This is a genomic window from Rathayibacter sp. VKM Ac-2760 (assembly GCF_009834185.1).
Lineage (GTDB): Bacteria > Actinomycetota > Actinomycetes > Actinomycetales > Microbacteriaceae > Rathayibacter.
Genome location: NZ_CP047173.1, coordinates 1076918 through 1103320, shown reverse-complemented (window position 1 = coordinate 1103320; position 26403 = coordinate 1076918). Strand labels below are relative to the sequence as shown.

Genomic DNA, 26403 nt, shown 5'->3' with positions numbered 1-26403 from the left:
CGAAGCCCCGACCCGTCACCTCCGGCACGCGGAACGACCTCCGGCACGCGAGATCTCTGCAGAACCGCGAGCCGGACGGCGTTCCGCGAGCCGAAGGTTCCAGCCCCGCCCGCGCTCCGGACCCCCGCCGCAGAACGACGGCCCCCGCGCGCCCCCGCGCCCGCACCGCCGCCCTAGACTCGGCTCGCGGTCCCGTCCGCTGGGTCCGGCTTCACCGATGGAGGTGCACGGTCGTCACCGCGTCCGGCTCGCTGCCCGCCTGGGCAGGGTCGCTCGCCGTGCGCCGCTGGCGCAGCCACTCCCGCCTCTTCGCACTCGTCGTCGCCGTCGCGGTCGTGGCCGGCTCCGTGCTCTGCGGGGCGCTCCTGCTCGTCCGCTCGGCCGAGCAGGCCGGCGTCAGCGGAGCGCTGACCTCCCTCGGCTCGGAGCGGGTCGACGTCACGGTGCGCGTGCTCGGCCCCGGCAGTCCCGTCGCTGCGGCGCGCGAGGCCGCCGACACCGCGACCCGCGAGGCCTACGGCGGCGGAGCCGCCTGGACGAGCAGCGGCTGGGCGAGCTCCGAGTGGGCGACCACGCCCGGCGGCGTCTACGCGTACCTCGTCGAGCTCGACGATCCCGCCGCCGATGCCGTCCTCACCGCGGGCGCCTGGCCGACGGCCGCCCCCGGCGTCGCGCTCCCCGACATCGCCGCCCGCTCGCTGGGGCTCGCCGTCGGCGACTCGATCACCCTCGGCGACGAGGCCCCGCTCCGGATCGACGGCCTCTACCGGTCCTCCCCCGAGACCGGGACGTACTGGGAGAACGACCCGCTCGTCGCGCAGGGCGACGCGCAGGACTTCGCCGAGCCGAACCGCTCCTTCTACAACCCCGTCCACGCCGTCGGCCCGCTGATCGCCGCCCCGGGCGGGCTGGACGCCTCCGGCCTCGTCCCCGCCCAGCTCGAGGCGGTCGAGAGCCCGCGGTTCCCGAGCACCGGAGTCGAGGGCCTCGCCGAGCTGCGCGCCGCGGCGGGCGACGCGGACGTGGCGATCGCCCGCGCGGTCCCGCATCCGAACGGCTCGCTCTTCGTCGACACCGAGCTGCCCGCCGCCCTCGACGACGTCGCCGACGGCCTCGCCGGCTCGCGCGCCGCCGCCCTGGTGATCGCGCTGCTGCTGGCGGTCGTGCTGATCGTCTGCGCCCGCGCCGTCACCGGCCTGCTGGCCGAGGCGCGCCGCGAGGAGATCGAGCGGCTGCGCGAGCGGGGCGCGACGCCCCTGCAGCGGGTGGGAGCGGTGGCCGTCGACGGGGTCGCGGTCGCCGCGGTGATCGCCCTGCTCAGCCCGTGGGGCGGTGTCCTCCTGCACGCGCTGGTCGTCTCCGCACCGCCGCTGGACGCCGCGGGCCTCCCCGCTGGTGCTGCCGGACGCCGCCGCCCTGCTTCTGCGCCGCCGCAGTGGCCCTCGTCGTCGGCGTCCTCGTCGCGCTGCCGCCCGCGCCCGCCGGCGGACGGAGCCCGCTCGCGGCGGCCGGTCGAACGATCCTCGTCGTCGTCGCGGCGGTGCTGGCCTGGCGCGCGGCGACCGGCGGCGCCGAGCGCGGCGACCTCTGCTCACCCTCACCCCGCGCTGCTGCTCTGCGCGATCGCCGTCGTCGGCGCGCGGCTGGCAGCAGGCTGTGCGCGCTGCCAGTCCGCGGCCCTCGCCGTCCCGCTCGCCGGCGCCCGTCGCCCCCTGGCCGGCTGGTTCGCGGCACGGGGAAGCGGCCGCTCGACCGGGATCGTGCTCGTCGCACTCACCGTGGGCGCGTCCGTCGTGTCGCTCGGCGCGAGGCGCGACCTGGCAGCAGGGCGTGCGCGACGAGGCCGCGGTCGCCCTCGGCGCCCCCGCCCGTCGTCGGTCTCCGCCGAGGGCTCCCCCGTGCTCCGCCGGCAGAGCCTGGTGGCGAAGGAGACCCCGCCCGGTCTCGCGAGCGACGGCCCAGGAGCGGCGGCGCAGATCCTCGCCCTCGACGCCCGGGCCCGGCGGCTCCTCGGCCCGGGATCCGGCCCGGTCGCGCGCGCCGGCGGCGCCGACCTCGCCGAGGAGCTGCGCTCCGAGGACCTCGTCGACACCGGCCCCGCGCTGCCCGCCGGGACGACCGGCCTCCAGCTCCTCGCCGGACTCGACGCTCCGGAGGGCCTGGCGGTCGAGGTCTCCGCCGCCGTCGAGGACGAGCGCGGGCGGATCGACATCCTCCCGCTCGGCTCCCTGACCTCGCCGACCGGACCAGTGCCGCTGAGCACCGAGGACGGAGGGATCGACCCGGCCGCGTCGCTCCGGCTCGTCGCCCTCACGGCGACCCTGCGCGACGTCGAGACGGACACGTTCATCGCCGTGGACGTCTCGCTCGAGGCGCTCGCGACCCTGTCCGCGGGCTCGGACGCGCCGGTCCCGCTCGATCTGACCGACGCCGCGGAGTGGGCCGGCTCGCGCCAGGACACCGCTCGCCGACCGCCCGAGGTCGCGGTGACGGCCGCGGGAGCGCGCCTCTCGATCCTGACCCAGCTCTCCTCCGCGCCGACCACCTACGGCGCCGTCGGCTGGGACCCGGAGGAGCCGGTCGGCGCCGTCCTGCCCGTCGCGCTCGCTGACGACCTCGACGTCCTCGCGGGCGCTGCGGTCACGGCCTTCGTCGCCGGGACCCCCGTCTCGCTGCGCATGGTCGGCGACACCCCCGAGGTGCCTGGCGCCGCCACCTCCGACGATCTCGCGTCGCTCGCGGCGGGACTGCCGTCCAGCCCGCGGTCCGAGTCGACGATCGTGGTCGACGGCCGCGCGCTCGCGCACCGGCTGGTGCAGGCCGACGCCTTCGGGAGCCTGGTCGACGAGTACTGGTCGGCGGGGGCGACCGCCGCGGACGGACCCGCCGCGGACGGACCCGCCGCGGACCGGTCCGAGACCGTCACCGCCGCATCCCTCGCCCGCCGGATGCAGGAGGCACCGCTGCGCGCCGAGGTCCCCGCCGCCTCCGCCGTCGTCGTCTGGGCGAGCCTGCTGCTCGCCCTCGCCGGCTTCTCGGCACGGGCGGCAGCCGTCGCCCGCTCCCGGCGGCTCGAGGCCGCCCAGCTGCGGGCGATCGGGCTGTCCCGGCGCGGGATGCTCGCCGTCCTCTGCGCCGACCACCGTCGCGACCGCGCTCGCCGGCGTCGTCGTCGGCCTCGCGGGCAACGGCAGGGGCGGTCCTGGCGCTCGCGGGCGGCCGGATCGCGGCCGGCGCGAGCGGCCCGCCCGGTCGAGCCGGTCGTGCCGTGGCAGGCCGTGTCGCTCCTCCCGCTGGCCCTGCTCGCCGCGCTCACCGCCGTCTCGGCGGCCCTCGCCCCTCGCCCAGCGGCGGCTGCCGCTGTCCGAGCCTGCTGCGCCAGGGGCCGACGGATGACCGGCCCCGCACGCCCCGCGCGCCGCGTCGACGGCGTCCGCGCTCTCGGCACCGCCGCCTTCCTGATCGCCCGCCGCGCCCGGCGCGACCTCGTCGCCCTGCTCGGGATCCTCGTGCTCACCGCCGTGACCGCCGCCCTCGCCGTCGCGGTGCCGCACCAGCTGCGCAGCACCCTCGACACCGCGGCGGTCGAGGCGGTCGCAGCCGCCGGGAGCGACGCCGACCTCCGCCTGCTCAGCACGGTCGCCGATGTCTCCGGCTACGACACGACGACCTCCGAGCGCCTGCTCGCCCTCGCCGACGAGCTCCCCGAGCGCCTGCCCGCGCCGCTCACCGGGGTCGTCCGGAGCATCACCACCGCGATCCTGGGCCCGGAGGAGCCCGTGCAGATCCCCGCGGGCGACGCGGTCGTCCGGGTCGGCGTCCTCGATCCGGCCGCCGCCGACCGCGTCCGGCTGGTCGCCGGTGAGCTGCCCTCCGCCGAGGATCCGGGCGACCCCGCCCCGGTCGTCGTCTCCTCGGCGAGCGCCGCCGCCGCCGGGCTCTCGGTGGGCGATGCGATCGACGGCGCCACCGGCGGCGGACCCTTGCTGCGCGTCACGGGCGTCGTCGAGCCCGTCGACCCCGGCGCCGACGCCTGGACCGACCTGCCCGGCCTCTGGGAGCCCGGCGCCTCCGGCACGAGCGGTGGCGAGCAGCAGCCCGTCGTCGTCGCCCTCACGAGTCCCGTCGTCTTCGACCGGATCGGGCTGCTCCTGCAGGAGCCGGCCGTCGGCACGATCCGCGTCGGCCTCGACCCCGCGCGCTTCGACCTCGCGCGGACCGAGACCGTGCGCCGCGAGATCGACGCGCTCGAGACCTCGACCTCGACGCTGACCGAGGGCGCTCCGCTGAGCGTCACCGCGGAGTCCGGCTACGAGGACGCCCTCGCCGCGCTCCCGCCCGCCGCGGAGGCCGCGACCGCGCAGCTGTCCACCCTCGCCGCCGGCCTGCTCGGCGTCGCGGTGCTGGTCACCGGTCTCGCCGGCACCGCGCTCGCCCGTCGGCGCCGCCCCGAGATCGCGCTGCTCCGCTCGCACGGCGCCTCCCTCGGCCTGATCGGGATCCACGCGGGCCTCGAGGCGCTGCTCGTGACAGCGCTCGGCGCGGCACTCGGGATCGCGACCGCCGCAGCGCTCGGGGCAGCACCGGAGTCGACGGGTCTCCTGATCGGCGTCGCCGCCGTCCTCGTCGTCGCGCCCGTGGTCGCCGTCCTGCGCCCGCTGCTCCGACCACGCCGCGCCGGGCCGCGTCCTCCCCCTCGCCGGGGCCGGCCTCCTCCTGGCGCTGGCGCCCTCGCGGTCGCCGCCCTGCGCGGCAGGGGCCCGGGCGAGCGGCACCGGCCTCGACCCGCTCGCCCTCGTCGCGCCCGTGCTCTGCGCGGCGGTGATCGCGCTGGCGCTGGCCGCTGCCCGCCGCCCTGCTCACTCCGCTGCGGCGCGCGGCCGCGGGCACGCGCGGCCCCCGATCCCCTGCTCGCCGGCGCCCGGGGCGCCAGGAAGGCCCGCTCGGTGCTGACCCTGGCCACGCTGGTCCTCGCGGCGAGCGCCGCCCTCACCTCGCTCGTGCTGCTGCAGACGGTCGCGGCCGGGCAGGAGTCGCTGTCCTGGCGCACCGTCGGCGCGGACGTCCGCGTCGACGACGCCGCCGACGGTCCCGCGCTCGCCGCGACGCTCGCGGACGGCGGAGCGGTCACCGCCGCGCTCGGCGTGCTCGACGCCGTCGAGGTCCGCAGCCCCACCGCCTCGCTCAGCGCCACCGTGCTGAGCGTCGACGACGACTACGCCGATCTGCTCGCGGCGCTGCCCGAGGACCAGCCGCAGCGCTCGTCGGCCGACGCGGTCCGCTCCCTCATCGCGGCCGGCGCCGCCGAGCCCCTGCCCGTCCTGGTGGATGCGCGGCTCGCCGACTCGCTCGGCGCCGAGCCGTTCGGGCTCGTCGTCGACGACGTGCCGCTGCGCGCCGTCGTGTCGGGCGGACCGGTGACGGTCCCGGACTGGATCGACACCTCCGTCGTGGTGGTCGACCGCGACGCGCTGGCCGCCGCGGTCACCGCGGCCGGCAGCGACCCCCTCGCGCCGCCCGCCATTGTGCTCGCCGTCGGCGACGTGGCTGCCGCGGCCCTCCCGAACGGCACGATCGTCCGCTCCGATGTGCTGGAACGGCAGCGCGACGGAGCGCTCGTCGCCGGCGTCCGCGACGCGACAGGCCTCTCGCTCCTGGCCACGACGGCGCTGGCGGTCCTCGCCCTCCTGGTCACCACCGTCCTCGGCGCCCGCCGCCGCGGCGGCACGCTCGCCCTGCTCAGCGCGCTCGGCGTCCCCGGCCGCGCGCGGCTCACCCTGGCGGCCGGCGAGCTCGTCCCGGCCGTGCTGAGCGGAGTCGTCGGCGGAGCGCTCGCCGCGGCCGTCGTCCTCGTCGCGGCCTGGCCCGCCTTCGGCGTGGAGACCCTCGTCGGCGGCGCCGCGACCCTCGCGATCCCGCCGGCGCTGCCCCTCGGCCTGCTCGGCGCGGCGGCCGCCGCACTCGCGCTGGCCCTGGCGATCGACGCTCCGCTCTCGCGCCGCGTCCGCACGACCGACATCCTGAGATCCGGAGAGGAATCATGAGCCCCACCCGCACCCCGAGCCCGGCGGACCCGACCGCCGCGACCGGCACGAGCCCGCTGGCGCAGCGCCGCTCGGGCGAGTTCGGCGCGCAGGCGCTCATCGTCTGCGACGCCCTCGTCCGCGTCTTCCGCGCGGGCGGCGTCGAGGTGCAGGCCCTGCAGGGGCTCGATCTGCTCGTCGGCGAGGGCGAGGTGCTGGCGATCGTCGGCGCGTCCGGCTCCGGCAAGTCGACCCTGCTCGGCATCCTCTCCGGGCTCGACGCCCCCACCGCCGGCCGCGCTCGACTGGACGGCCACGACCTCGCCGCGCTGCGCGGGGCGGAGCTGGTGCGCTACCGGCGCTCGAGCGTCGGCTTCGTCCGTCAGCAGTCCGCGAAGAACCTCCTGCCCGCGCTCACCGCCGCCGAGAACGTCGCCCTGCCGCTCGCCCTGGCCGGCCGCGGCCGGCGCGAGCGCGCGGCGCGGGCGCACGAGCTGCTCGGGCTGCTCGGCCTCGCCGAGAAGGCCGACCGCCGGCCCGCGGCGCTCTCCGGTGGCGAGCAGCAGCGCGTCTCGATCGCCGTCGCCCTCGCCGGCTCGCCGCGGGTGCTCCTCGCCGACGAGCCGACCGGCCAGCTCGACGCGCGCACCGGCGACGAGGTCTTCGCCGCCCTCCGCGCGGTGAACGAGTCGCTCGGCTGCACGATCCTGATCGTCACCCACGATCCCACCGTCGCCGGCCAGGTGCAGCGCGCGGTCGCGATCCGCGACGGCCGGATCTCCTCCGAGACCCTGCGCCGCGACGAGCTCGACGCGAGCGGAGGCACCACCACGTCGGAGGAGGAGTTCGCCGTCCTCGATCGGGTCGGCCGACTGCAGCTGCCGGCCGAGTTCCGCGACGCGCTCCGACTCGAGGACCGTGTGCGGCTGACCCTGGAGGGCGACCACGTCGGCGTCTGGCCCGAGCGCCCCGAACCGCAGCCCGCCGCCGACCCCGAGGAGCCCGCGCGATGACCGACGTGCTCGTCGTCGACTCCCTGACCCGCACCTTCCGCACCCCCGCCGGAGTCGTGACCGCCCTCCGCGACGTCTCGTTCCGCGTCCCGCGCGGCGAGATCGTCGCGCTCTCCGGCCGCTCCGGCTCCGGGAAGACCACCCTGCTGAACTGCATCAGCGGCCTCGACGCGCCCACCTCGGGCACGGTCGTCCTCGACGGCCGATCCGTCACCGGCCTGGACGAGGCGGCCCGCACCATCCTGCGCCGCGACTCGCTGGCCTTCGTCTTCCAGACCTTCGGGCTGCTCCCGCACCTCACCGCCGCGGAGAACGTCGGCCTCCCGCTCCGCCTGCACCGTGAGGACCCGGCCCGCCGCGACGAGCGCATCGCCCACCTCCTCGACCTGGTCGGCCTCGACGGCCGCGGCCGCTCCCGCCCGAGCGAGCTGTCCGGCGGCCAGCAGCAGCGCGTCGCGATCGCGCGCGCCCTGGCCGGATCGCCGCGGCTGCTGATCGCCGACGAGCCGACCGGCCAGCTGGACGCGGCGACCGGCGCAGCGATCCTGGAGCTGATCCGCTCGGTCGTGCACGCCGAGGGCGCGACCGCCCTGATCGCCACCCACGACGCCTCCGTCCAGGCCTCCGCCGACCGCGTCCTCCGGATCAGCGAGGGCGCGCTCGCCCCCCGCGGTCGCCACGCCGGTCCCGCCCCGAGCACGGACGACCCGAGCACGGACGCCGCGAGCACGGACGCCGCGCCGCCGCCGCCCGTCTGAGCCGCCCGCCCCCACCTCCGGCACGCGAAACCACCCCCGGCACGCCAAAACCACCCATTCCCGCGAGCCCGACCGCGTTCCACGAGCCGAACCTCCGACCACCCCACCCCCGGCACGCGAAAAGACCTCCGGCACGCCAGAACCACCGGTTTCAGCGAGCCCAACCCGGTTCCACGAGCCGAACCTCCGACCTCCCGACCCCCGGCACGCGAAACCACCCCCGGCACGCGAAAAGACCTCCGGCACGCCAAAACCACCAGTTACAGCGAGCCCAACCGCGTTCCACGAGCCGAACCTCCGACCTAGAGCCCCCGGCACGCGAAACCACCCCCGGCACGCCACAACCACCCGTTCCCACGAGCCCGACCCGGTTCCACGAGCCCAACCTCCGACCACCCCACCCCCGGCACGCCGCCCCACCCTCGGCACGCCGAATCCCCCCGATCCCACCACCCCGCCCCCCGTTCCCCGAGCCGCCCCTCCCGACGTCCTGCGTCCCCCTGAGGGGGGAACCCCGCCACGGGAGACGTAAGGTGTGCTCACAACGCGCCCGCGGACGGGCGGGCCCCGCATCGCCGCGGCACCCGCGTCCTGCGACGAAGCGCCGCCCGATCACAGGAAGCCACGGTGCCCGATGCCGGAAGACAAGCCCGCTGCCCGGGCGCCGAGCATCTACGACGTCGCCCGGGCGGCCGGGGTCTCGCACCAGACCGTCTCCCGCGTGCTCAACGACCACCCGAGCCTGCGCGCCGAGACGAAGAAGCGCGTGCTCGAGGTGATGGCCGACCTCGACTACCGCCCGAACCTCGCCGCCCGCGCCCTGGTCACCAGCCGCACCCGCACCATCGGCGTCCTCTCCTCGCAGAGCCTGCAGTTCGGGCCCGCGTCGAGCATCCAGGCCATCGAGGTCGCGGCCCGCGACGCCGGCTACCTGGTGGTGACGGCGAACGTCGACGGCACCGACGGCGACTCCATCCAGGCCGGGATCCGGCACCTGCTGAACCAGGCGGTCGAGGGTCTCGTGGTCATCGCGCCGCAGATCCGGGTGTTCGACATCCTCTCCGGCGTCGCGCTGCGGATCCCGAACGTCACCCTGCAGACGACGGACGCCGAGCGCGACGACGCGCTCTACGTCGACCAGATGGCCGGCGCGCGGATGGCCACCGCCCACCTGATCGAGCTCGGCCACACCGAGATCGTGCACCTCTCCGGCCCCCAGGACTGGATCGAGGCCGAGGCGCGGATGCGCGGCTACCTCGTCGAGCTCGGCGACCGCAACCTGCCGCTGCGCCCGCCGATCCTCGGCGACTGGAGCGCGGAGCGCGGCCACCACGTCGGCCTCGAGCTCAGCCGCCTCCTGGACGTCACCGCCGTCTTCGCGGCCAACGACCAGATGGCCCTGGGCGTGATGAGCGCGTTCCACGAGCGCGGCGTCCGCGTCCCGGAGGACGTCAGCGTCATCGGCTTCGACGACATCCCCGAGGCGGCCTACTACTGGCCGCCGCTGACGAGCGTGCGCCAGGACTTCGCCGAGCTCGGCCGCCGCTGCGTCGCCACGCTGCTGAGCCTGATCGAGGGCGAGCGGCCGGAGGCGTCGGCGCCGATCGACCCGCAGCTCGTCGTGCGCGGATCGACGGCCGTCCCGCGCGCCCAGACGGCGCGGGCGTCGCGCTGAGCACCCGCGCCGCCGGTGGCGCTCAGCCGCCGTGCGCGGCGATCGACACGTCCTGCCACTTCCTCCACGTCGCCAGGCGCGACTCGTAGTCGGCCGTCGCGATCTCCAGCGGCGCGCGCCCGAAGAAGATCCGCAGCGGCGGCTCCTCCGCGTCGACCACCGCGAGGATCCCGATGCGCGAGGCCGTCGGGTCGCCCTGCACCGCGGCGCTCGGCCGGCTCGCGGCCTGCTCGCGCACCGCGTCGTACGCCGCGATCGGCTCGCTGCGCGACGCGGAGGGGCCGGACCAGTCGGTCGAGTAGCCGCCGGGCTCGACGAGCGTCACGTGGATCCCGAAGCCCGCGACCTCGGCGGCGAGCGACTGGGTGAAGCCCTCGAGCGCCCACTTCGAGGCGTGGTAGGCGCCGATCGACGGGAAGGCGCTGATCCCGCCGATGCTGGAGACCTGGACGATGTGGCCGGAGCCCTGCTCGCGCAGGACCGGCAGCGCGGCCTGGGTCACCCAGAGCGCGCCGAACACGTTGGTCTCGAGCTGCGCCCTGACCTCGGCCTCGGTCAGCTCCTCGATCATCCCGAAGTGGCCGTAGCCCGCGTTGTTGACGACGACGTCGAGGCGGCCGAAGCGCTCGACGGCCCGGCGGACCGCCTCGAAGCCCGCGGCGCGGTCGGTGACGTCGAGCGTCAGCGGCAGGAACGTGTCCGGGTACTCCTCGACGAGGGCGTCGAGCGTCTCGATCCGGCGGGCGGTCGCGGCGACGCTGTCGCCCCGCTCGAGCGCGGCCTCGGCCCACTCGCGGCCGAAGCCCTTCGAGGCTCCGGTGATGAACCAGGTCTTCGTCATGGTGCGCGTCCCTTCGACGGTGCTCTTCCACCGTGGTCTTCCTCGGTGGTCACCGCCGGTGTTCTGCGACGGTGCTGGAGCCAACACCGCCACCGTCGCGACTCTTCCGACCGGCGCACCCTTGACAGCACCGATCGGCGTCTGCTGTCGTGAGCCGTTGTCGCGCCGCGTCGCCCCCGGTCACCCACTGGTGACGATGGGCCCCGTGCCGTTATCGAGTCGAGACATCCGCGGTGGCACGATTGCCGCCAGCGGGTCTAGCATCACTCCATGTGATCGCTCACATGAGCGTCCCGCCGCCGCTGGCACCCCGCGGCAGCACCCCACCGCTGCATTCAATGACGAAGGAACCACAGTGACCACAATGAAGCGCGCTCTCATCGCCGGCCTCGCCGGCGGCGCGATGATCCTCTCCCTCGCAGCCTGCTCCAGCGGCTCCGGCGACTCGGGCTCCGGCGGCGGCTCCGGCGACGGCGGCCTCGTCGGCGTCGCGATGCCGACCAAGTCCTCCGAGCGCTGGATCGCCGACGGCAACAACGTCAAGTCGCAGCTCGAGGAGGCCGGCTACCAGGTCGACCTGCAGTACGCCGAGGACGACATCCCCACCCAGGTCTCGCAGCTCGAGAACATGATCACCAAGGGCGCCAAGGCCCTGATCGTCGCCTCGATCGACGGCACCACCCTGACGAGCGTGCTCGAGCAGGCCAAGGACAACGACATCCCGGTCATCGCCTACGACCGCCTGATCCGCGACTCGCCGAACGTGGACTACTACGCCACGTTCGACAACTACAAGGTCGGCGTCCAGCAGGCCACGTCGCTCCTCGCGGGCCTCGGCCTCACCGACCTCACCGGTGCCGCCGCCGCGAGCGCCCCGGCCGGCCCCTTCAACGTCGAGCTCTTCGCCGGCAGCCCCGACGACAACAACGCCACGTTCTTCTTCAACGGCGCGATGGACACCCTCGAGCCCTTCATCGACGCGGGCACCCTCGTCGTGAAGTCGGGCGAGACCGACTTCAACACCGTCGCCACGCTGCGCTGGGACCCCGAGGTCGCTCAGAGCCGCATGGAGGACATCATCACCAAGACGTACTCCGACGGCTCGAAGATCCAGGGCGTCCTCTCGCCCTACGACGGCCTCAGCCGCGGCATCATCTCCGCGCTGACCGACGCCGGCTACACCGTGGGCACCGACTTCCCGATCATCACCGGTCAGGACGCGGAGCTCGACTCGGTCAAGGCGATCATCTCGGGTGAGCAGTACGCGACCATCTACAAGGACACCCGCGAGCTCGCCAAGGAGGCCGTGTCCATGGCCCAGGCCGTCCTCGAGGGCACCGAGCCCGAGGTCAACGACACCGAGACCTACGACAACGGCGAGAAGGTCGTCCCGTCCTTCCTGCTCGAGCCGGTCATCGTCACCAAGGACCAGATCCAGTCGGTCCTCGTCGACGGCGGCTACTACACCGACGCCGAGGTCAACGGCTAAGCGCCGCACCTCCACTCGCACAGCACGACCCCGGGAGGGCGCCCGTCATCGGGCGCCCTCCCCCACTACGAAGGAAGGGAGGCACGCGTGACCACGAACATCCTCGAGATGCGCGGCATCACCAAGACGTTCCCGGGCGTGAAGGCGCTCCAGGACGTCACGCTGAACGCCGAGCGCGGCGAAGTCCACGCGATCTGCGGAGAGAACGGCGCCGGCAAGTCGACGCTGATGAAGGTGCTGTCGGGCGTGTATCCGCACGGCACCTACGAGGGCGACATCGTCTTCGAGGACGAGGTGATGCAGTTCGCCAGCATCCGCGACTCGGAGGCGAAGGGCATCGTCATCATCCACCAGGAGCTGGCCCTCAGCCCCTACCTCTCCATCGCGGAGAACATCTTCCTCGGCAACGAGGTCCGCGGCTTCGCCGGTCTGATCGACTGGAACAAGACCAACCAGGAGGCGGCCTCGCTGCTCGCCCGGGTCGGCCTGAAGGAGAACCCCACCACCAAGATCCAGGACATCGGAGTCGGCAAGCAGCAGCTCGTCGAGATCGCCAAGGCGCTCTCCAAGCGGGTCAAGCTGCTCATCCTCGACGAGCCCACCGCGGCGCTCAACGACGAGGACTCCGACCACCTGCTCGACCTGATCCTGCACCTCAAGCAGCAGGGCATCACGTCGCTGATCATCAGCCACAAGCTCAACGAGATCAAGAAGATCGCCGACACCGTCACGGTCATCCGCGACGGGAAGACGATCGAGACGATCGCGCACGACGACGTGACGGAAGACCGGATCATCAAGGACATGGTCGGCCGCGACCTCGACCACCGCTACCCGGACCACACGCCGCACATCGGCGAGGAGATCCTCCGCGTCGTCGACTGGACCGCGCACCACCCGCAGGACCCGACGCGCGTCATGGTCGACAAGGTGAACCTCACCGTGCACCGCGGCGAGATCGTCGGCATCGCGGGCCTGATGGGCGCCGGCCGCACCGAGTTCGCGATGAGCCTCTTCGGCCGCTCCTACGGCAGCCGCATCTCCGGCCAGGTCTTCAAGGCCGGCAAGGAGATCAAGATGCGCAACGTGTCGGAGGCGATCGCCCACGGCCTCGCCTACGCCACCGAGGACCGCAAGCACTACGGCCTCAACCTGATCGACGACATCAAGCGGAACATCTCGCTGGCGTCACTGCCCAAGGTGTCCAGCGGCGGACTCGTCGACGACAACCGCGAGTTCGAGGTCGCCAACGAGTACCGCGGCAGCATGAACATCAAGTCGCCGACCGTGCTCGCCAAGACCGGGAAGCTCTCCGGCGGCAACCAGCAGAAGGTCGTCCTGTCGAAGTGGATCTACTCCGACCCCGACGTCCTCATCCTCGACGAGCCCACCCGCGGCATCGACGTGGGTGCGAAGTACGAGATCTACACCATCATCAACCGGCTCGCAGCGCAGGGTAAGGGGATCATCGTCATCTCCTCCGAGCTGCCGGAGCTGCTCGGCATCTGCGACCGCGTCTACGCGCTGTCGGAGGGCCGCATCACGGGCGAGCTGCCCATCGCCGAGGCCACGCCCGAGGCCGTCCTCACCCTCATGACCCAGGAGAAGCAACGATGACCGATCTGCAGAACACCCCGCCGACGGCGGCGGGAGCGCAGGTGAACCCCACCGAGAACGCGTTCACCAAGCGCCTCAGCCACGTGCTGGGCGACCTCGGCAAGAACGGCATCTTCATCGCCCTCATCGTGGTGGTGCTGCTGTTCCAGATCATGACCAACGGGATCCTCCTGCGTCCGCAGAACATCTCGAACCTGATCGTCCAGAACGGCTACATCCTCATCCTCGCCATCGGCATGGTGATGGTCATCGTGGCCGGGCACATCGACCTCTCGGTCGGCTCGATCGCCGCGTTCGTCGGCGCCATGTCCGGCGTCTTCGCCGTCAACATGGGGCTGCCCTGGTACGTCTCGATCGTGCTCTCGCTGCTCATCGGTGCTCTGGTGGGCGCCTGGCAGGGCTTCTGGATCGCGTTCGTGGGCATACCCGCGTTCATCGTGACCTTGGCGGGCATGCTGATCTTCCGCGGTCTCGCCCTCGTCGTGCTCGGCAACGCCAACATCGGCTCGTTCCCGATCGAGTACCGCGCGCTGGGCAACGGCTTCCTCACCGACCTGTTCGGCGAGAGCTCCGGGCTCGACCCGCTGTCGCTCGGCATCGGCGCGATCGCGATCATCGCGTTCACCGTGCAGTCGGTGCGCACCCGCCGCGGCCGCCAGAAGTACAACCAGGGCGTCGAGCCGGGCGCCTGGTTCGTCACCAAGCTCGTCCTCATCGCCGTCGTCATCGCCGCGTTCGCCTTCGCGCTCGCGTCGTTCAAGGGCATCCCGGTGACCCTGATCGTGCTCGCCGTGCTCGTCCTCGTCTACGGCGTCGTGATGAACCGCTCGGTCTTCGGCCGCCACGTCTACGCCATCGGCGGCAACCTGCACGCCGCGGAGCTCTCGGGCATCAAGACGCGCAACGTCACCTTCTGGCTGTTCGTCAACATGGGCGTCCTCGCGGCGCTGGCCGGCCTCGTCTTCACCGCCCGCCTCAACCTGGCGGGCCCGAAGGCGGGCGACGGCTTCGAGCTCGAGGCCATCTCGGCCGCGTTCATCGGCGGCGCGGCCGTCCAGGGCGGCGTCGGCACCATCGGCGGCGCGATCCTCGGTGGTCTCATCATCGGCGTCCTGAACAACGGCATGTCGATCATGGGCATCGGCATCGAGTGGCAGCAGGCCGTCAAGGGCCTCGTGCTGCTGCTCGCGGTCGCGTTCGACGTCTACAACAAGCGCCGCTCCGGCGGACGCTAGCCCCACCGGTCGTGCCCGACTGGTCGCGGTTCCTGCCGCTCAGCACCGGCCCCACGGTCGACGAGTCGGGGGTCAGCAACGACTGGCGCCCGCTCGTCGCCGATCGGCTCGACCGGCTCGCGGTCCTGGCCGCCTCCCCCTCCTTCGCGGAGGGCGGGGCGGCCAGCGCCGTCTCCACCCCCCTTCTCGGCGCCCTCGTCGTGCGGCTCTCGAGCAGCACCACGCAGCGGATCGCCACCCGCTTCGGCGCTCGCGAGGCCGCCGATCCTCCCGCCCAGGCGGCGCTGCCCGCGGCGCTCACCGCCCTCGCCACCGCCCGTCGCACCGGGCACGGCCCCTTCGGCGTCGCCGAGCTGGTCGAGGCCGTCCGCGTCGAGCTCACCCTCGCGCCCGCGACCGTCCTCCCCGAGCGCGTGACCGGCGCCGTCGCCGTAGACCGCTCCCTCCGCGCCCCGCTCGCCATCCGCGCCGCGGCCCGCGGCAGCTCGCTCGTGCCGACCGACGCCTCCTGGTCGCTCGGCTCCGGCCCAGCCGTCCGCGCCCCGGCGAGCGAGATCCTCCGCTTCCTGCTCGGCGTCGGCCCCTTCCCCGCCCAGGCCGACTAGACCGGGCGTCGCGCGCCTCTCCGGGCGACGGACGTGATCCGGTTCGACTGCCGATGTGAAGATGCTTCACATCCCTTGCAGCCGACCTCTCACGTCCAGGAGTGCCATGTCCCCCCATCACCACGACCGCCGGCGAAGCCCTGACCGGCGCCGTCGCCACTCGAGAGCCCTCGTCGTCACGGCGCTGTCCCTCGCCCTCCTCGGCGGCACCGCGACCGCGGCGCAGGCGGTCGAGACATCGGCGCCGGCATCCGCCGCCCGTGAGGGCGCGACGGAGCCGACGGTGCCCTCGTCGCCGCCTCGCGGACCGGCCGAGGCTCCCGGACGCGACGGCGCAGGGCAGCAGTCCGCGCCCGCGCCGAGGGTCGTCCTCCCGGTCGAGCACCCCGGTCTGACCGGCCACTTCACCGGCCGCTTCGAGCTGAAGGACGGAGAGCACGTCACCCCCGGCACCGTCATCGTCTGGGACGCCGAGCTCACCAACACCGGCGACGTCCCCATCCACACCGTCCTCGGCGTCGACTACGACCTCGCCCCCGGCGAGACCACCACCGACATCGACTGGCGGACCCAGGTCACCCAGGCCGACATCGACGCCGGAACCGTCACCTTCACCGCGAACTACCCCCTCACCACCAGCACCGGCACCCCCTTCATGTCGTCCGACATCACGGGCACCCTCGCCTTCCCGAAGGAAACGCCGGCGGGCTGACTCGAGCCCGGTCCGGACTCCGCCACGGCGTCCGGACCGGGAGCGGCAGCGGCCCCTCGGCGGTGAGCGCTCCTGCGTAGCATCGGAGGATGACGCGCTCACTGCCGAGAAGCTCCCCCTCCGCCCGCTCCGTCGACGCCACCGGCGTGCTCGACCTCCTCGACGCGGTGGAGGCGGCGCCCGGCGTCGAGCTGCACGGCCTGATGATCGTGCACGGCGGCGACGTGATCGCCGAGGGCTGGTGGGCTCCCTACTCGGCCGAGCGGCTGCACCTCCTGTACTCGCTGAGCAAGAGCTTCACCGCGAGCGCGGTCGGCCTCGCGGTGGGCGAGGGGCTCGTCGAGCTGGACGCCACCGTCCTCTCCTACTTCCCCGAGCTCGACGCCGAGGTGACCGATCCGCGCTCGCGGGCGATCCGTGTCCGCGACGTCCTGGCCATGGCGAGCGGCCACTCGGCCGAGACCATCGACCGGGCGCGAGAGCTCGATCCCGTGGACATGGTCCGCGGCTTCCTGCTGCTGCCGCCCGAGCAGGAGCCGGGCAGCGTCTTCGCCTACAACCAGCCGTGCACCTTCGCCGCCGCCGCGATCGTCCAGCGCGTGACCGGGCTGCCGCTGACCGAGTACCTCCGCCCTCGGCTGCTCGACCCGCTCGGGATCGGCGAGGTCGCCTGGATCCGCGACGCCTCCGATCGCGAGATCGGCTACAGCGGGATGCACACCACCACGGAGGCGGCCGCCGCGCTCGGGCAGCTGCACCTGCAGGACGGTCGCTGGGCCGACACCGCGATCCTCTCGCCGGAGTGGGTGGCCGAGGCGTCCACCGCGCACGTCGCCACTCCCCCGGCCGACTCGCCCGACTGGGAGCAGGGCTACGGCTTCCAGTTCTGGCGCTCGCTGCACGGCTACCGGGCCGACGGCGCCTACGGTCAGTTCAGCCTGATCGTTCCGGAGCACGACCTCGTCGTCGCGATCACCGGGCAGAGCACCGACACCGGCACACTCCTCGCCGCCGTCTGGGAGCACCTGCTGCCCGCGATCGGCCGCGGCTCGACGGCCGACGCCGACACCCGACTGCTCGAGCGCCTCGGCTCGCTCGGACTCGCGCCGCTCCCCGCCCTGCCCGCCGCGCCGGAGCCCGGGCGCTACTCGCCCGCGGCCGGGTCGGCGCTCCGCTCGCTGACCGCGATCGAGGTCGCCGCCGACCCCGCCGGCTGGACCCTCGCGCTGATCGAGGGCGAGGAGCGGCTGCTGCTCGCCCCCGGCTCCGACGAGTGGACGGTCACGGACGCCTTCGCGGCGAGCGCCGGCCCGGGTGCGGGCGGGACGCTGCTGGTCGACGTGCTCTTTCTCGAGACGCCGCACCGCCTGCACCTCGCACTCTCCCCCGCGGACGGCACCTTCTCGGCGCACTGGGAGACGGAGCCGCTGCACGAGGGGCCGCTCGGGCTGCTGCGCGCCCCGCGCTGAGCCCGCCTCCTCCCCTGCTGGTCGAGTCGCCCCGCAGGGGCGCATCGAGACCCACGTTCTCAGCAGGCCGGGCCTGCAGGCTCGACTTCCGACGAAGGTGGATCTCGATACGCCCGCTCCGCGGGCTACTCGATCAGCAAGGGGGGGGCAGGCGCATCCTGCAACCCGGTTCAGCAGGGACCCCTCGCTTAATGTTGACGTCACCATGTACGGTCGAGACGCGGTGTTTGCGTGAACATCGGTCCGGCGTGCAAAGGAGCACAGCATGAGTCCTCAACAGCGATCCGTGGCGGCGGGAGTGGCGGCCCTCCTCGCGGCCGTCCTCCTCGGAGCGGGAGTGTCCCCCGCGGCGGCCGCCCCCTCCGGCGTGGTCACCGACCCGAACGACGGCGTCCCGCGGACCAGTCCGCCACCCGTCTACACCGACTACCCCGCGATCCAGGACCCGGGCCGTACCGCCGCCAGCTACTTCCAGCCGTCCTGGTACGACACCGACGGGCGCCACATCCAGGCGCACGGCGGCCAGATCGTGACGACGCAGGAGAACGGCCAGGAGGTGCAGTACTGGTACGGCGAGGACCGCACGAAGGGCTACTGGAGCAGCCCCGGCGTCGCGGTCTACCGCTCGACCGACGGCCACAACTGGGAGAACAGGGGCGTCGCGCTGCGCAGCGTCGCCACCCCCGACGACCTGAAGTCCCCCTACTTCGACGCCCTCTACGACACCGTCGACGACGCCGGGCAGCCGCGCGCCGACCGCATCGCCGAGCTCGACTACCACCTCGACACCACGCAGTCCTCGCCGAACACCGCGATCTTCGAGCGGCCCAAGGTGCTCTTCAACGAGAAGACCGGCAAGTGGGTGATGTGGTGGCACTCCGACGGCCGGATCACCCCCGGTGGCAGCACGTATGCGCGGTCGATGGCGGGAGTCGCCACCTCCGACAGCCCGACCGGCCCCTTCACGATGCAGGGCGTCTACCGGCTCTACAACCGCTCGAACTACCAGGCCTGCACCACCTCGGCGGTCCCCGGCCAGGCGCGCGACATGACCGTCTTCCAGGACGAGGACGGCACCGCGTACATCTCCTACTCCTCCGAGGAGAACTACTCCCTCTACATCGCCAAGCTCGACGCCGACTACACCAACGTCGAGCGCACGACCACGACGGACACGCTCGACGCCGGCCAGTACTCGGCCGACGGCACCTACCCCTACGTCTTCGCCGACGGCAAGGCCGGAGCGCCGGTCCGCGGCACCGACTTCCAGATCGTCAAGGAGTGCGGCCACCTCGAGGCGCCGGCGATCTTCGCGAACGGCGGCAAGTACTACACGATCGCCTCCGGAGCCACCGGCTGGGCGCCCAACCCGCAGACCTACTACACCGCCGACTCGATCCTCGGCTCGTGGATCCGCGGAGTGGAGAAGGGCGATGTCGACGAGAACGTCGCCTACAACGCGATCCCGGAGGGCGGCGACGGCCTCCTCTCCGTCGGCGACACCCGGAAGACCACCTTCGGCTCGCAGTCGACCAACGTGCTGACGCTCGCGCCGGGCAAGTACGTCTACATGGGCGACCGCTGGGCCGACGGCGAGTCGAACTCCAACTACGTCTGGCTGCCGATGACCGTCGGCGAGAACGGCCGCCTCGAGATGCGCAACCCCGCCGTCGAGGACCCGGCGCGCTGGGCCGCGGGCTGGAACGAGTCCTACTGGGACGACAAGGGCGTCGGAGCCGGCACCTGGTCGGTCGTCGACGACCGTCTGCCCGACGCGGTGCGCCGGAACGCCGACATCGCCGCCGTCCTGCCCGCGACGGTCTCGGTGAGGACCGACACCGCCACCCGCGACGTCGCCGTCACGTGGGCGCCGACCGGCCCCGCGCTCCTCGGCACGCTGACGGTGACGGGCACACTCGCCGCCGACTCCGAGTTCGCGAAGGGCCGCACCTTCACCCGCACGATCGAGGTCGCGGAGCCCGGCATCGCGAACCTCGCGCCCGGCGCCTCGCTCACGGTCTCGAGCCGCACCGACCTCGCGCCGACGCTCATCGACGGGAATGTGAAGGCGAAGGGCTGGGACGACTGGACCGGCTCCGGCTACCCCCGCGACAGCCGGCTCGCCTTCTCCTGGAGCAGCCCGCAGAACCTCGACTCCGTGACCGTCCACGCCTTCAAGGACGGCGCGACGGCCACCTGGCCCTCGCGCATCGAGGTCGAGTACCAGGTGGGCACCACCTGGACCACGAGCACGGTCGCCGCGACGCTCTCGCAGGCCGCGACGGACGCCGCGCCGACGGTCGCCCTCGACCTGTCCTCGCTGCCGGACACCACCGGACTCCGCCTGCACCTGACCAGCGCCGCGAACACCTGGCAGTCCATCGCCGAGGTGCAGATCTGGGGCACCGCGCCCCCGGTCAACGTCTGCCGGGTGAAGGGCGCCGCGGTCTCCGCCTCGTTCAGCCAGACGAAGTGGGCGACCCTGCCCGCCGCGAACGCGTGCGACGGCAACGTCACCACCGCGTGGTCGACGTGGACCGACCAGACGTTCGCCGGCAGCGCCGACTTCACGCTGACGAACACGGAGGCGCACCGCGTCGCCGGGCTGTCGTTCACCAACACGGAGGGCACGCTCGCCTCGGTGAGCATCGCCTACCGCGGCACCGACGGCGTCTGGCGCCCGACGTCCGCGCAGAACGTCGCCCCCGCGGCGAACGGCGTGCTGACGACGATCCCCTTCACCGCGGTGGAGTCGACGGGTCTGAAGCTGTCGTTCTCGACGCCGAACTCCTTCCTCAAGATCACCGAGATCGTGGTGCCCGAGGTCGCGGCCCCGGCCCTGAAGGTCCCGGCCACGGTGTCGTCCCGCTGCATCGCCGGCAAGGCGGTGCTGTCGGTGACGGCGACCAACGGCGAGAGCGGGCCGATCGGCGTCACGGTCGCGTCGGCGTACGGGCAGAAGGCCTTCGCGAGCGTCGCGGCGGGCGCGAACGCCACGCACAGCTGGACCACCCGCCAGGCCGCGATGCCGTCCGGCGAGGTCACCGTGACCGCGACGTCCGGCCCGACCACCCTCGAGCAGAAGGTGAGCTACCCCGCCCGCACCTGCTGACTCTCCCCCTGCTGGTCGAGTAGCCCCAGAGGGGCGTATCGAGACCCACCATCGCCAGCACGCCCGGCGGACGTGGATCTCGATACGCCCTCTTCGAGGGCTACTCGATCAGCAAGCAGCAGCGAACCTGCTGGTCGAGCAGCCCCGCAGGCGCGTATCCATGCTGGTCGAGCAGCCCCGCAGGGGCGTATCGAGACCCACCGTCACCAGCACGCCCGGCGGACGCGGATCTCGCTCCGCCCGCTGCGCGGGCCACCCGGTCAGCAGGCGCGCGCTCACGCCGCACGACGTCGACCCCTCCCGCGCACCCGGAAGCGGGGTCCCGCTCCCGCTCCCGCCGCTGATAGGAACGACAGGCCGTCGCACCGCCGCGACCGGCAGAACGGGAACCCCAGTGATCCGCACCACCCGCGCCGTCCTCGCGACCGCGGTCCCCTCCGCCGCCCTCGCCCTGAGCGTCGCGTTCGCCTCGGCGGCCCTCGCCCCGGGGGCCGCTCCGGCACCGGAGAGCACGGGCACGGCGGAGCCGGTCGCCGTCGCGACCGCGACCTCCGTCCCAGCGCCGACGTCGGCGCCCTGGCCGACCGCGCCCGACCGCTCCGGCCGCGACTCCACCGCCGAGGACTCCGCCGCGGACAGCGGCGCCGCGGCGGCGCACGACGCCTCCCCCGGGACCGGCACCGCCGCAGCGCCCGCACCGGAGGACCCCGACCGAGCCCCCGAGCGAGTCCCCGTGCAGCAGGACACCGGCGGCGTCGAGGTCGGCGTCGCCATCGATCCGCCCGTCGGTCCCGGTGCGCTGTCCCTCACCGTGGCGGGAGCGGGCACCTCGCTCGTCGAGTCCGGATCGACGCCGCTGCACCGGCGCTTCCGCGGCGCGCTGCCCACCGTGACCGTCGCCGACACCCGCGACGCCGCCGGGATCCCGTCCGGCGCCGGCTGGTACGTGCTCGCCTCCGCGACCGACTTCGACGGCGGGAGCGATCGCGTCCCGATCGGCGCCGACCACCTCGGCTGGAGGCCGGCCCTCCTCGGCGGCGCGGGCCCCGTCGCGGCGGGCGACGCGGTCGCCGGCGTCGTCGACGGCGGCCGGGGGCTGACCGATGCGGTCCTCCTCCGCGCGGTCGACGGCTCCGCCGCGGCCACGGGCGCCTCGTGGGCCGCGACCGCCGAGCTGCGCCTCGGCACCGACGCCGCCGTCGCTCCCGGCGACTACCGCTCGACGCTCACGCTCTCGCTCTTCGAGTGACGCGGGCGACCGAGCGCGCCGTCGGGCGCGAGCGACCGGGCGCTCTCAGTCCTGGGCGAGCGCGACCGTGACGACGAGCGCCGAGTGCACCGCCGGCTCCGAGACCGCGTAGTAGCGCTCCGAGCCCTCGATCCACGCCTCCGTCGCGCCCTCGCGGGTGCGGAAGAGCACGGCGTCGCCCTTCGCCGACCCGCGACCGTCGGCCTTCGCGACGGCCTGGGCGCGCAGCTCCTGCAGCACCTGCTCGGCGCTCGCGGCTCCGGAGGTGATCCGGTCGCGCACCGAGCGGGTGCGCGCGGCGTCGACGCCGATCTCGCGGCCGGTGGCCAGGGCGGCGACGACGGCGCCGTCGCAGTGGGCGATGCTCACGCGCATCCGCTCGAGCGCGGGGTGCTCGCCGCCGAGCACCGGGCGCCCGTGCGGGCCGCCGCACTGCGAGCAGCGCGCGTCGACGCGGATGTCGAGCGGATCGATGCCGAGCGTCTCGGCCGCGAGCTCGCGCACCAGCACCCGGCCGAGCAGGAAGCTGTCGCGGTCCTCGCGCCGGCCGGTCGCCTCGTAGCGCAGGCGCTCGGCGAGGGTGAGCAGGCGCAGCATCCGGTGCCGGGAGGAGTCGAGGACCTCGGGCCGCGCCCAGCGCAGCTGGACGTCGTCGGTGGCGAGGAGGGGGAGTCCGGTCATGCCCCGCACGGTACGCGGCGCAGGCGACATCGGCGTGACGGGCCGATGGCCGGACGGCGTCCGGGCGGCCACAGCCGAGGAGCATCCGCGTCGTCTTGGATGGGCGGATGCAGACGTTCCTCCCCGTCCCCGATCTCCGCGCGAGCGCCCGCGCCCTCGACAGCAAGCGGCTCGGGAAGCAGCGGATCGAGACGCTGCAGATCATGCGCGCGCTCACCGTGCCCGGCTACGGCTGGCAGCACCACCCCGCCGTGCGGATGTGGCGCGGCTACCGGCCGGCGGTGATGGCCTACCAGCGCGAGACCTGCGACGCCTGGACCGACCGCGGCTACGCAGACACCTGCCTCGAGAAGACCGAGGCCGCGCTCGCGCTCGACCCCGAGGACGCCGCGCGCTAGCGCGCCGGCGAGATCGAGCTGCCGCCCTGGTTCGGCCGCGACGACGTGCACCTCTCGCACCGCTCGAAGCTCGTCGAGAAGGACCCGGAGCACTACGCGCCGCTCTTCCCGGACACCCTCCCGGGCCTCGACTACGTCTGGCCCGTCACGGCCTGATCGCCACCCGCCGCCGGCGCGAGCAGCCTCGATCCGCCGTTCGACGCCACAGCGCCCGCGCACAGGCGCTTTTCAGGCCCCGGACCGGCCCTTCGTCTTCAGGAGGTCTCGGGTTAGTCTGTCGTGGTTGACCCGGCGCAGTGGGCGTCCGGGGCGTCGGCGGCGGCCGTCGTTCGATCGGGGGTGACCCGAAGGAGAAGGTTTGGCGTCCGACAGCAGGACCACCGGTGGCGTGATCAAGGCGATCGTGGGCTTCCTCGGCATGAGCGTCGTGGCAGGAGTCCTCGTGACCGCCACCGTCACTCCTGCCGTGGCGATCGCCGGCGTCGCCGCGAACCAGTCGATCGGGGTGTTCGACGGACTCCCCGAGTACCTCGAGGTCGACAAGCTCTCCGAGAAGAGCAACATCTACGCGACCCGCGCCGACGGCTCCCCCCAGCTGCTCGCCTCCTTCTACGTGGAGAACCGGATCGAGGTCCCGCTGGACCAGATCTCGCAGTTCGCGAAGGACGCGGCCGTCTCCGGCGAGGACCCGCGCTTCTACGAGCACGGCGGCGTCGATCTGCCCGGCACTCTGCGCGCCGTCGCGCAGACCTACGTGCTCGGCAACGACACGCAGGGCGGCTCCTCCATCACGCAGCAGTACGTGAAGAACGTGCTGGTCGAGAAGGCCGTCCGCAACATCACCGACGAGGCCGAGCGCGCCGCCGCCATCGACGCCGCGACGCGCACCTCCCCCGAGCGCAAGCTCCGCGAGATGAAGCTCGCGATCGGCCTCGAGAAGGAGTACTCGAAGGACCAGATCCTCCAGGGCTACCTCAACATCGCCTTCTTCGGCGGCACGACCTACGGCATCGAGACGGCCGCCAACTACTACTACAACACCACCGCGGCGAACCTCACCGTCGCCCAGGCCGCCAGCCTCATCGCGATCGTGAACAACCCGGCCGTGCTGCGCCTCGACCAGCCCGACAACCCCGACAACGGCGCGGCGAACGGCTACCAGCGCAACAAGGACCGCCGCGACTACATCATCGGCAAGATGCTGGAGGAGGGGAAGATCTCGCAGGAGGACCACGACGCCGCGATCGCGACGCCGATCGAGCCGCAGATCACCGAGCCGAGCACCGGCTGCTCCACCGCCGGCGACGCGGGCTACTTCTGCGACTACGTCACCAACATCCTCAAGAACGACAAGACGTTCGGCGACGACGAGGACACCCGCTGGACGAACTTCCGCCGCGGCGGCCTCGACGTCTACACGACCCTCGACGTCGACCTGCAGAACGCGGCCGTCGCGGCCGTCGACGCGCAGGTCCCGCAGACCTGGAACTTCGACGTCGGAGCGGTCTCCGTCAGCGTCGAGGTCGGCTCCGGCCGCGTTCTCGCGATGACCCAGAACAAGAAGTACTCGCAGGACCCGGACGTCCTCGCGGCCGACCCCTCCTACAGCGCGATCAACCTCAGCACGGACAGCGCCTACGGCGGCTCCTCGGGCATCCAGCCCGGCTCGACCTACAAGCTGTTCACCCTGGTGGAGTGGCTGAAGGAGGGGCACAGCATCAACGAGTCCGTGGACGGGACCCGGAAGGCCATCTGGGGCAGCTTCGAGGACTCCTGCGCACCCGGCGGCACCAACTACGCCGGTACGACCAGCGCCAAGAACGACGAGGGCGGCAACGGCCAGGTCGGCACCGCCGTCGACTTCACCAAGACATCCCTCAACACGGGCTTCGTCGGCATGGCCCGCGAGCTCGACCTGTGCGCCATCCGCAACACGGCGGTGGACATGGGCGTGAAGCGGGGCAACGGCGAGGAGCTCGAGCACAACCCGTCGTCCGTGCTCGGGACCAACTACGTGTCCCCGCTCTCGATGGCCGGCGCCTTCGCCACCATCGCGTCCGGCGGATCGACGTGCGACTCGATCGCGATCGACAAGATCGTCGACGCGACCGGAGCCGAGCAGCCCGTCCCTGCGGCGAACTGCCGCCAGTCGATCGACCGCAACGTCGCCGCGACGGCGGCGATCGCCCTGCAGGCGACGTTCTCCGGCGGTGGCACGGCGGTCGCCTCGCGCACCGGTGACGGCGTCCCGCTGATCGGCAAGACCGGGACGACCGACGACGCGAAGGCGACCTGGATGACCGGCGCGAGCACCCGTGTCGCGACCGCGGTCGGCGTCTTCAACATCAAGGGCGACGCGAACCTCCGCCTCGGCCGGTACTCGTTCGACTCCGGCTCCGCGGCCACGGCCCGGCACCGGATCTGGCCCGTCGTGATGCGCGCCGCGGACGCGCGCTACGGCGGCACCGCGTTCCCCGAGGCCGACGGCTCGCTGCAGGTCGTGCCCCGCGTGAACGTCCCGGACGTCACCGGCCTGTCGGTCGACGACGCCCGCGCGAAGCTCGAGTCCTCTGGCTTCAGCGTGAGCGAGGGCGCCGCTGAGGCGAACTCCGCCGCGTCCGGCACGGTCGTCCGCCAGAGCCCCTCCGGCACCGCGACCCGCGGTACCACGGTGACGATCATCCCGAGTTCGGGACCGGCGCCCGCCCCCGCCCCGACCGCGGAACCCGCCGCTCCGGCCGCCCCCGCGGCCGGTCAGCAGACGGTCCCGAGTGTGGTCGGCCAGGACCTCGAGACCGCCAAGGCCGCGTTCGCCTCGGCCGGCTTCTCGAGGATCACCCTGTCCTGCACAGCGAGCGGCAGCGCCCCCGACGCCGGCCAGGTGACCGGCCAGGACCCCGCGGGCGGCACCGGCGTCGCCCCCGACGCGACCCTCCGCGTCTCGATCACCGCGAAGCAGTGCCCGTAGCCCCCACCTCCGGCACCTGAAACCGCCTCCTCTTCATGCTGGTCGAGTAGCCCCGCAGGGGCGCATAGAGACCCACCGCCGTCAGCAGGCCGGATCTGCAGACCCGACTCCGGACACCGGTGGATCTCGAGACGCCCGCTCCGCGGGCTGCTCGATCGGCGAGAAGGCCGCGGGTCAGCCGCGGCCGCGCAGCGCGCCGACGATGGCCACGGTCGCGTAGTGCACGATCAGCGCCGCGATACCGAAGCAGGCCAGCCCGCCGCTCGCCTCCGACCACGGGCGGTGCGCGTCGGTCATGCTCCCCGGCATCACGATGTCGAGGGCGAAGAAGCCGACCGCGAGTCCGAAGCAGACGAAGCTGATCACCAGGAGCGCGCGGACCGCCTTGCCGACCGGGTCGTAGTAGCGCGGATTCGTCATCGTGCCTCCGGTTCTCGTCCTTCGTGTCTACCCACCCGCGCGACCCCCCGCAACCACTCGACAGCCCCCGCGCACCGACCCGGACGCGCAAAACCCCGGCTCCCCCCCCGCGAGATGCCACTTGTGCACGCGACACGC

At 73.4% G+C, this 26403-nt stretch carries 17 protein-coding genes; 14 read left to right on the top strand and 3 right to left on the bottom strand.

Going from position 1 to position 26403, the window contains the following annotated elements:
- Positions 1-278 precede the first annotated feature (278 nt).
- The 4 genes from GSU72_RS04955 to GSU72_RS04940 all read left to right on the top strand — a co-directional run bounded on the left by GSU72_RS04955 (position 279) and on the right by GSU72_RS04940 (position 9469).
- Positions 279-6044, top strand: coding sequence for a hypothetical protein (locus GSU72_RS04955; protein ID WP_159984063.1), 5766 nt, complete (start codon positions 279-281; stop codon positions 6042-6044).
- Positions 6041-7036: an ATP-binding cassette domain-containing protein gene (locus GSU72_RS04950; protein WP_159984062.1), complete on the top strand. Its 996-nt coding sequence runs from the start codon at positions 6041-6043 to the stop codon at positions 7034-7036. Before GSU72_RS04955 ends, GSU72_RS04950 begins: the two co-directional genes overlap by 4 nt.
- A complete protein-coding gene (locus GSU72_RS04945) occupies positions 7033-7794 on the top strand; it encodes an ABC transporter ATP-binding protein (RefSeq protein WP_159984061.1) in 762 nt (253 codons plus the stop codon). The genes GSU72_RS04950 and GSU72_RS04945 overlap by 4 nt, the downstream gene beginning before the upstream one ends.
- Before the next feature lie 634 nt (positions 7795-8428).
- Positions 8429-9469, top strand: a complete 1041-nt coding sequence (locus GSU72_RS04940; protein ID WP_159984060.1) for a LacI family DNA-binding transcriptional regulator — start codon at positions 8429-8431, stop codon at positions 9467-9469.
- Positions 9470-9491: 22 nt separating this feature from the next.
- Here the strand turns inward: GSU72_RS04940 and GSU72_RS04935 are convergent, their stop codons facing one another.
- The gene (locus GSU72_RS04935) at positions 9492-10310 is read right to left on the bottom strand and encodes an SDR family oxidoreductase (protein WP_159984059.1); all 819 of its coding nucleotides are present in this window, start codon (positions 10308-10310) and stop codon (positions 9492-9494) included.
- Positions 10311-10674: 364 nt separating this feature from the next.
- Between GSU72_RS04935 and chvE the strand changes: the two genes are divergently transcribed.
- The 8 genes from chvE (at position 10675) to GSU72_RS04895 (ending at position 21798) form a co-directional block, all read left to right on the top strand.
- A complete protein-coding gene (gene chvE / locus GSU72_RS04930; protein ID WP_159986650.1) occupies positions 10675-11799 on the top strand; it encodes a multiple monosaccharide ABC transporter substrate-binding protein in 1125 nt (374 codons plus the stop codon).
- Positions 11800-11886: 87 nt separating this feature from the next.
- Positions 11887-13416: a multiple monosaccharide ABC transporter ATP-binding protein gene (gene mmsA / locus GSU72_RS04925; protein ID WP_159984058.1), complete on the top strand. Its 1530-nt coding sequence runs from the start codon at positions 11887-11889 to the stop codon at positions 13414-13416.
- Positions 13413-14651 (top strand): multiple monosaccharide ABC transporter permease, encoded by a 1239-nt coding sequence (gene mmsB / locus GSU72_RS04920; protein WP_159984057.1) that lies wholly within the window; start codon positions 13413-13415, stop codon positions 14649-14651. The genes mmsA and mmsB overlap by 4 nt, the downstream gene beginning before the upstream one ends.
- A gap of 11 nt (positions 14652-14662) precedes the next feature.
- Positions 14663-15256 carry a hypothetical protein gene (locus tag GSU72_RS04915; RefSeq protein WP_159984056.1) on the top strand — a complete coding sequence of 198 codons (594 nt, stop codon included), beginning with the start codon at positions 14663-14665 and terminating at the stop codon, positions 15254-15256.
- A gap of 106 nt (positions 15257-15362) precedes the next feature.
- A complete protein-coding gene (locus tag GSU72_RS04910) occupies positions 15363-15968 on the top strand; it encodes a hypothetical protein (protein ID WP_159984055.1) in 606 nt (201 codons plus the stop codon).
- 89 nt (positions 15969-16057) lie between these two features.
- Positions 16058-17437 (top strand): serine hydrolase domain-containing protein, encoded by a 1380-nt coding sequence (locus GSU72_RS04905; protein ID WP_159984054.1) that lies wholly within the window; start codon positions 16058-16060, stop codon positions 17435-17437.
- A gap of 265 nt (positions 17438-17702) precedes the next feature.
- A complete protein-coding gene (locus tag GSU72_RS04900) occupies positions 17703-20549 on the top strand; it encodes a glycoside hydrolase family 43 protein (RefSeq protein ID WP_159984053.1) in 2847 nt (948 codons plus the stop codon).
- Between the two features lie 394 nt (positions 20550-20943).
- Entirely contained in the window at positions 20944-21798 is an 855-nt protein-coding gene (locus GSU72_RS04895; protein WP_159984052.1) for a hypothetical protein, read from the top strand.
- Positions 21799-21843: 45 nt separating this feature from the next.
- Here the strand turns inward: GSU72_RS04895 and GSU72_RS04890 are convergent, their stop codons facing one another.
- Positions 21844-22479, bottom strand: coding sequence for a hypothetical protein (locus GSU72_RS04890; protein ID WP_159984051.1), 636 nt, complete (start codon positions 22477-22479; stop codon positions 21844-21846).
- A gap of 107 nt (positions 22480-22586) precedes the next feature.
- Here GSU72_RS04890 and GSU72_RS04885 point away from each other — a divergent pair, with 107 nt between their 5' ends.
- Together GSU72_RS04885 and GSU72_RS04880 are read left to right on the top strand one after the other, a co-directional pair.
- Positions 22587-22877, top strand: a complete 291-nt coding sequence (locus GSU72_RS04885; RefSeq protein ID WP_244255977.1) for an MSMEG_6728 family protein — start codon at positions 22587-22589, stop codon at positions 22875-22877.
- Between the two features lie 358 nt (positions 22878-23235).
- A complete protein-coding gene (locus GSU72_RS04880; protein WP_159984050.1) occupies positions 23236-25845 on the top strand; it encodes a transglycosylase domain-containing protein in 2610 nt (869 codons plus the stop codon).
- Positions 25846-26019: 174 nt separating this feature from the next.
- On the opposite strand, the gene GSU72_RS04875 is transcribed toward GSU72_RS04880, so the two are convergent.
- Entirely contained in the window at positions 26020-26265 is a 246-nt protein-coding gene (locus tag GSU72_RS04875; protein ID WP_123447765.1) for a hypothetical protein, read from the bottom strand.
- Positions 26266-26403: the final 138 nt, after the last annotated feature.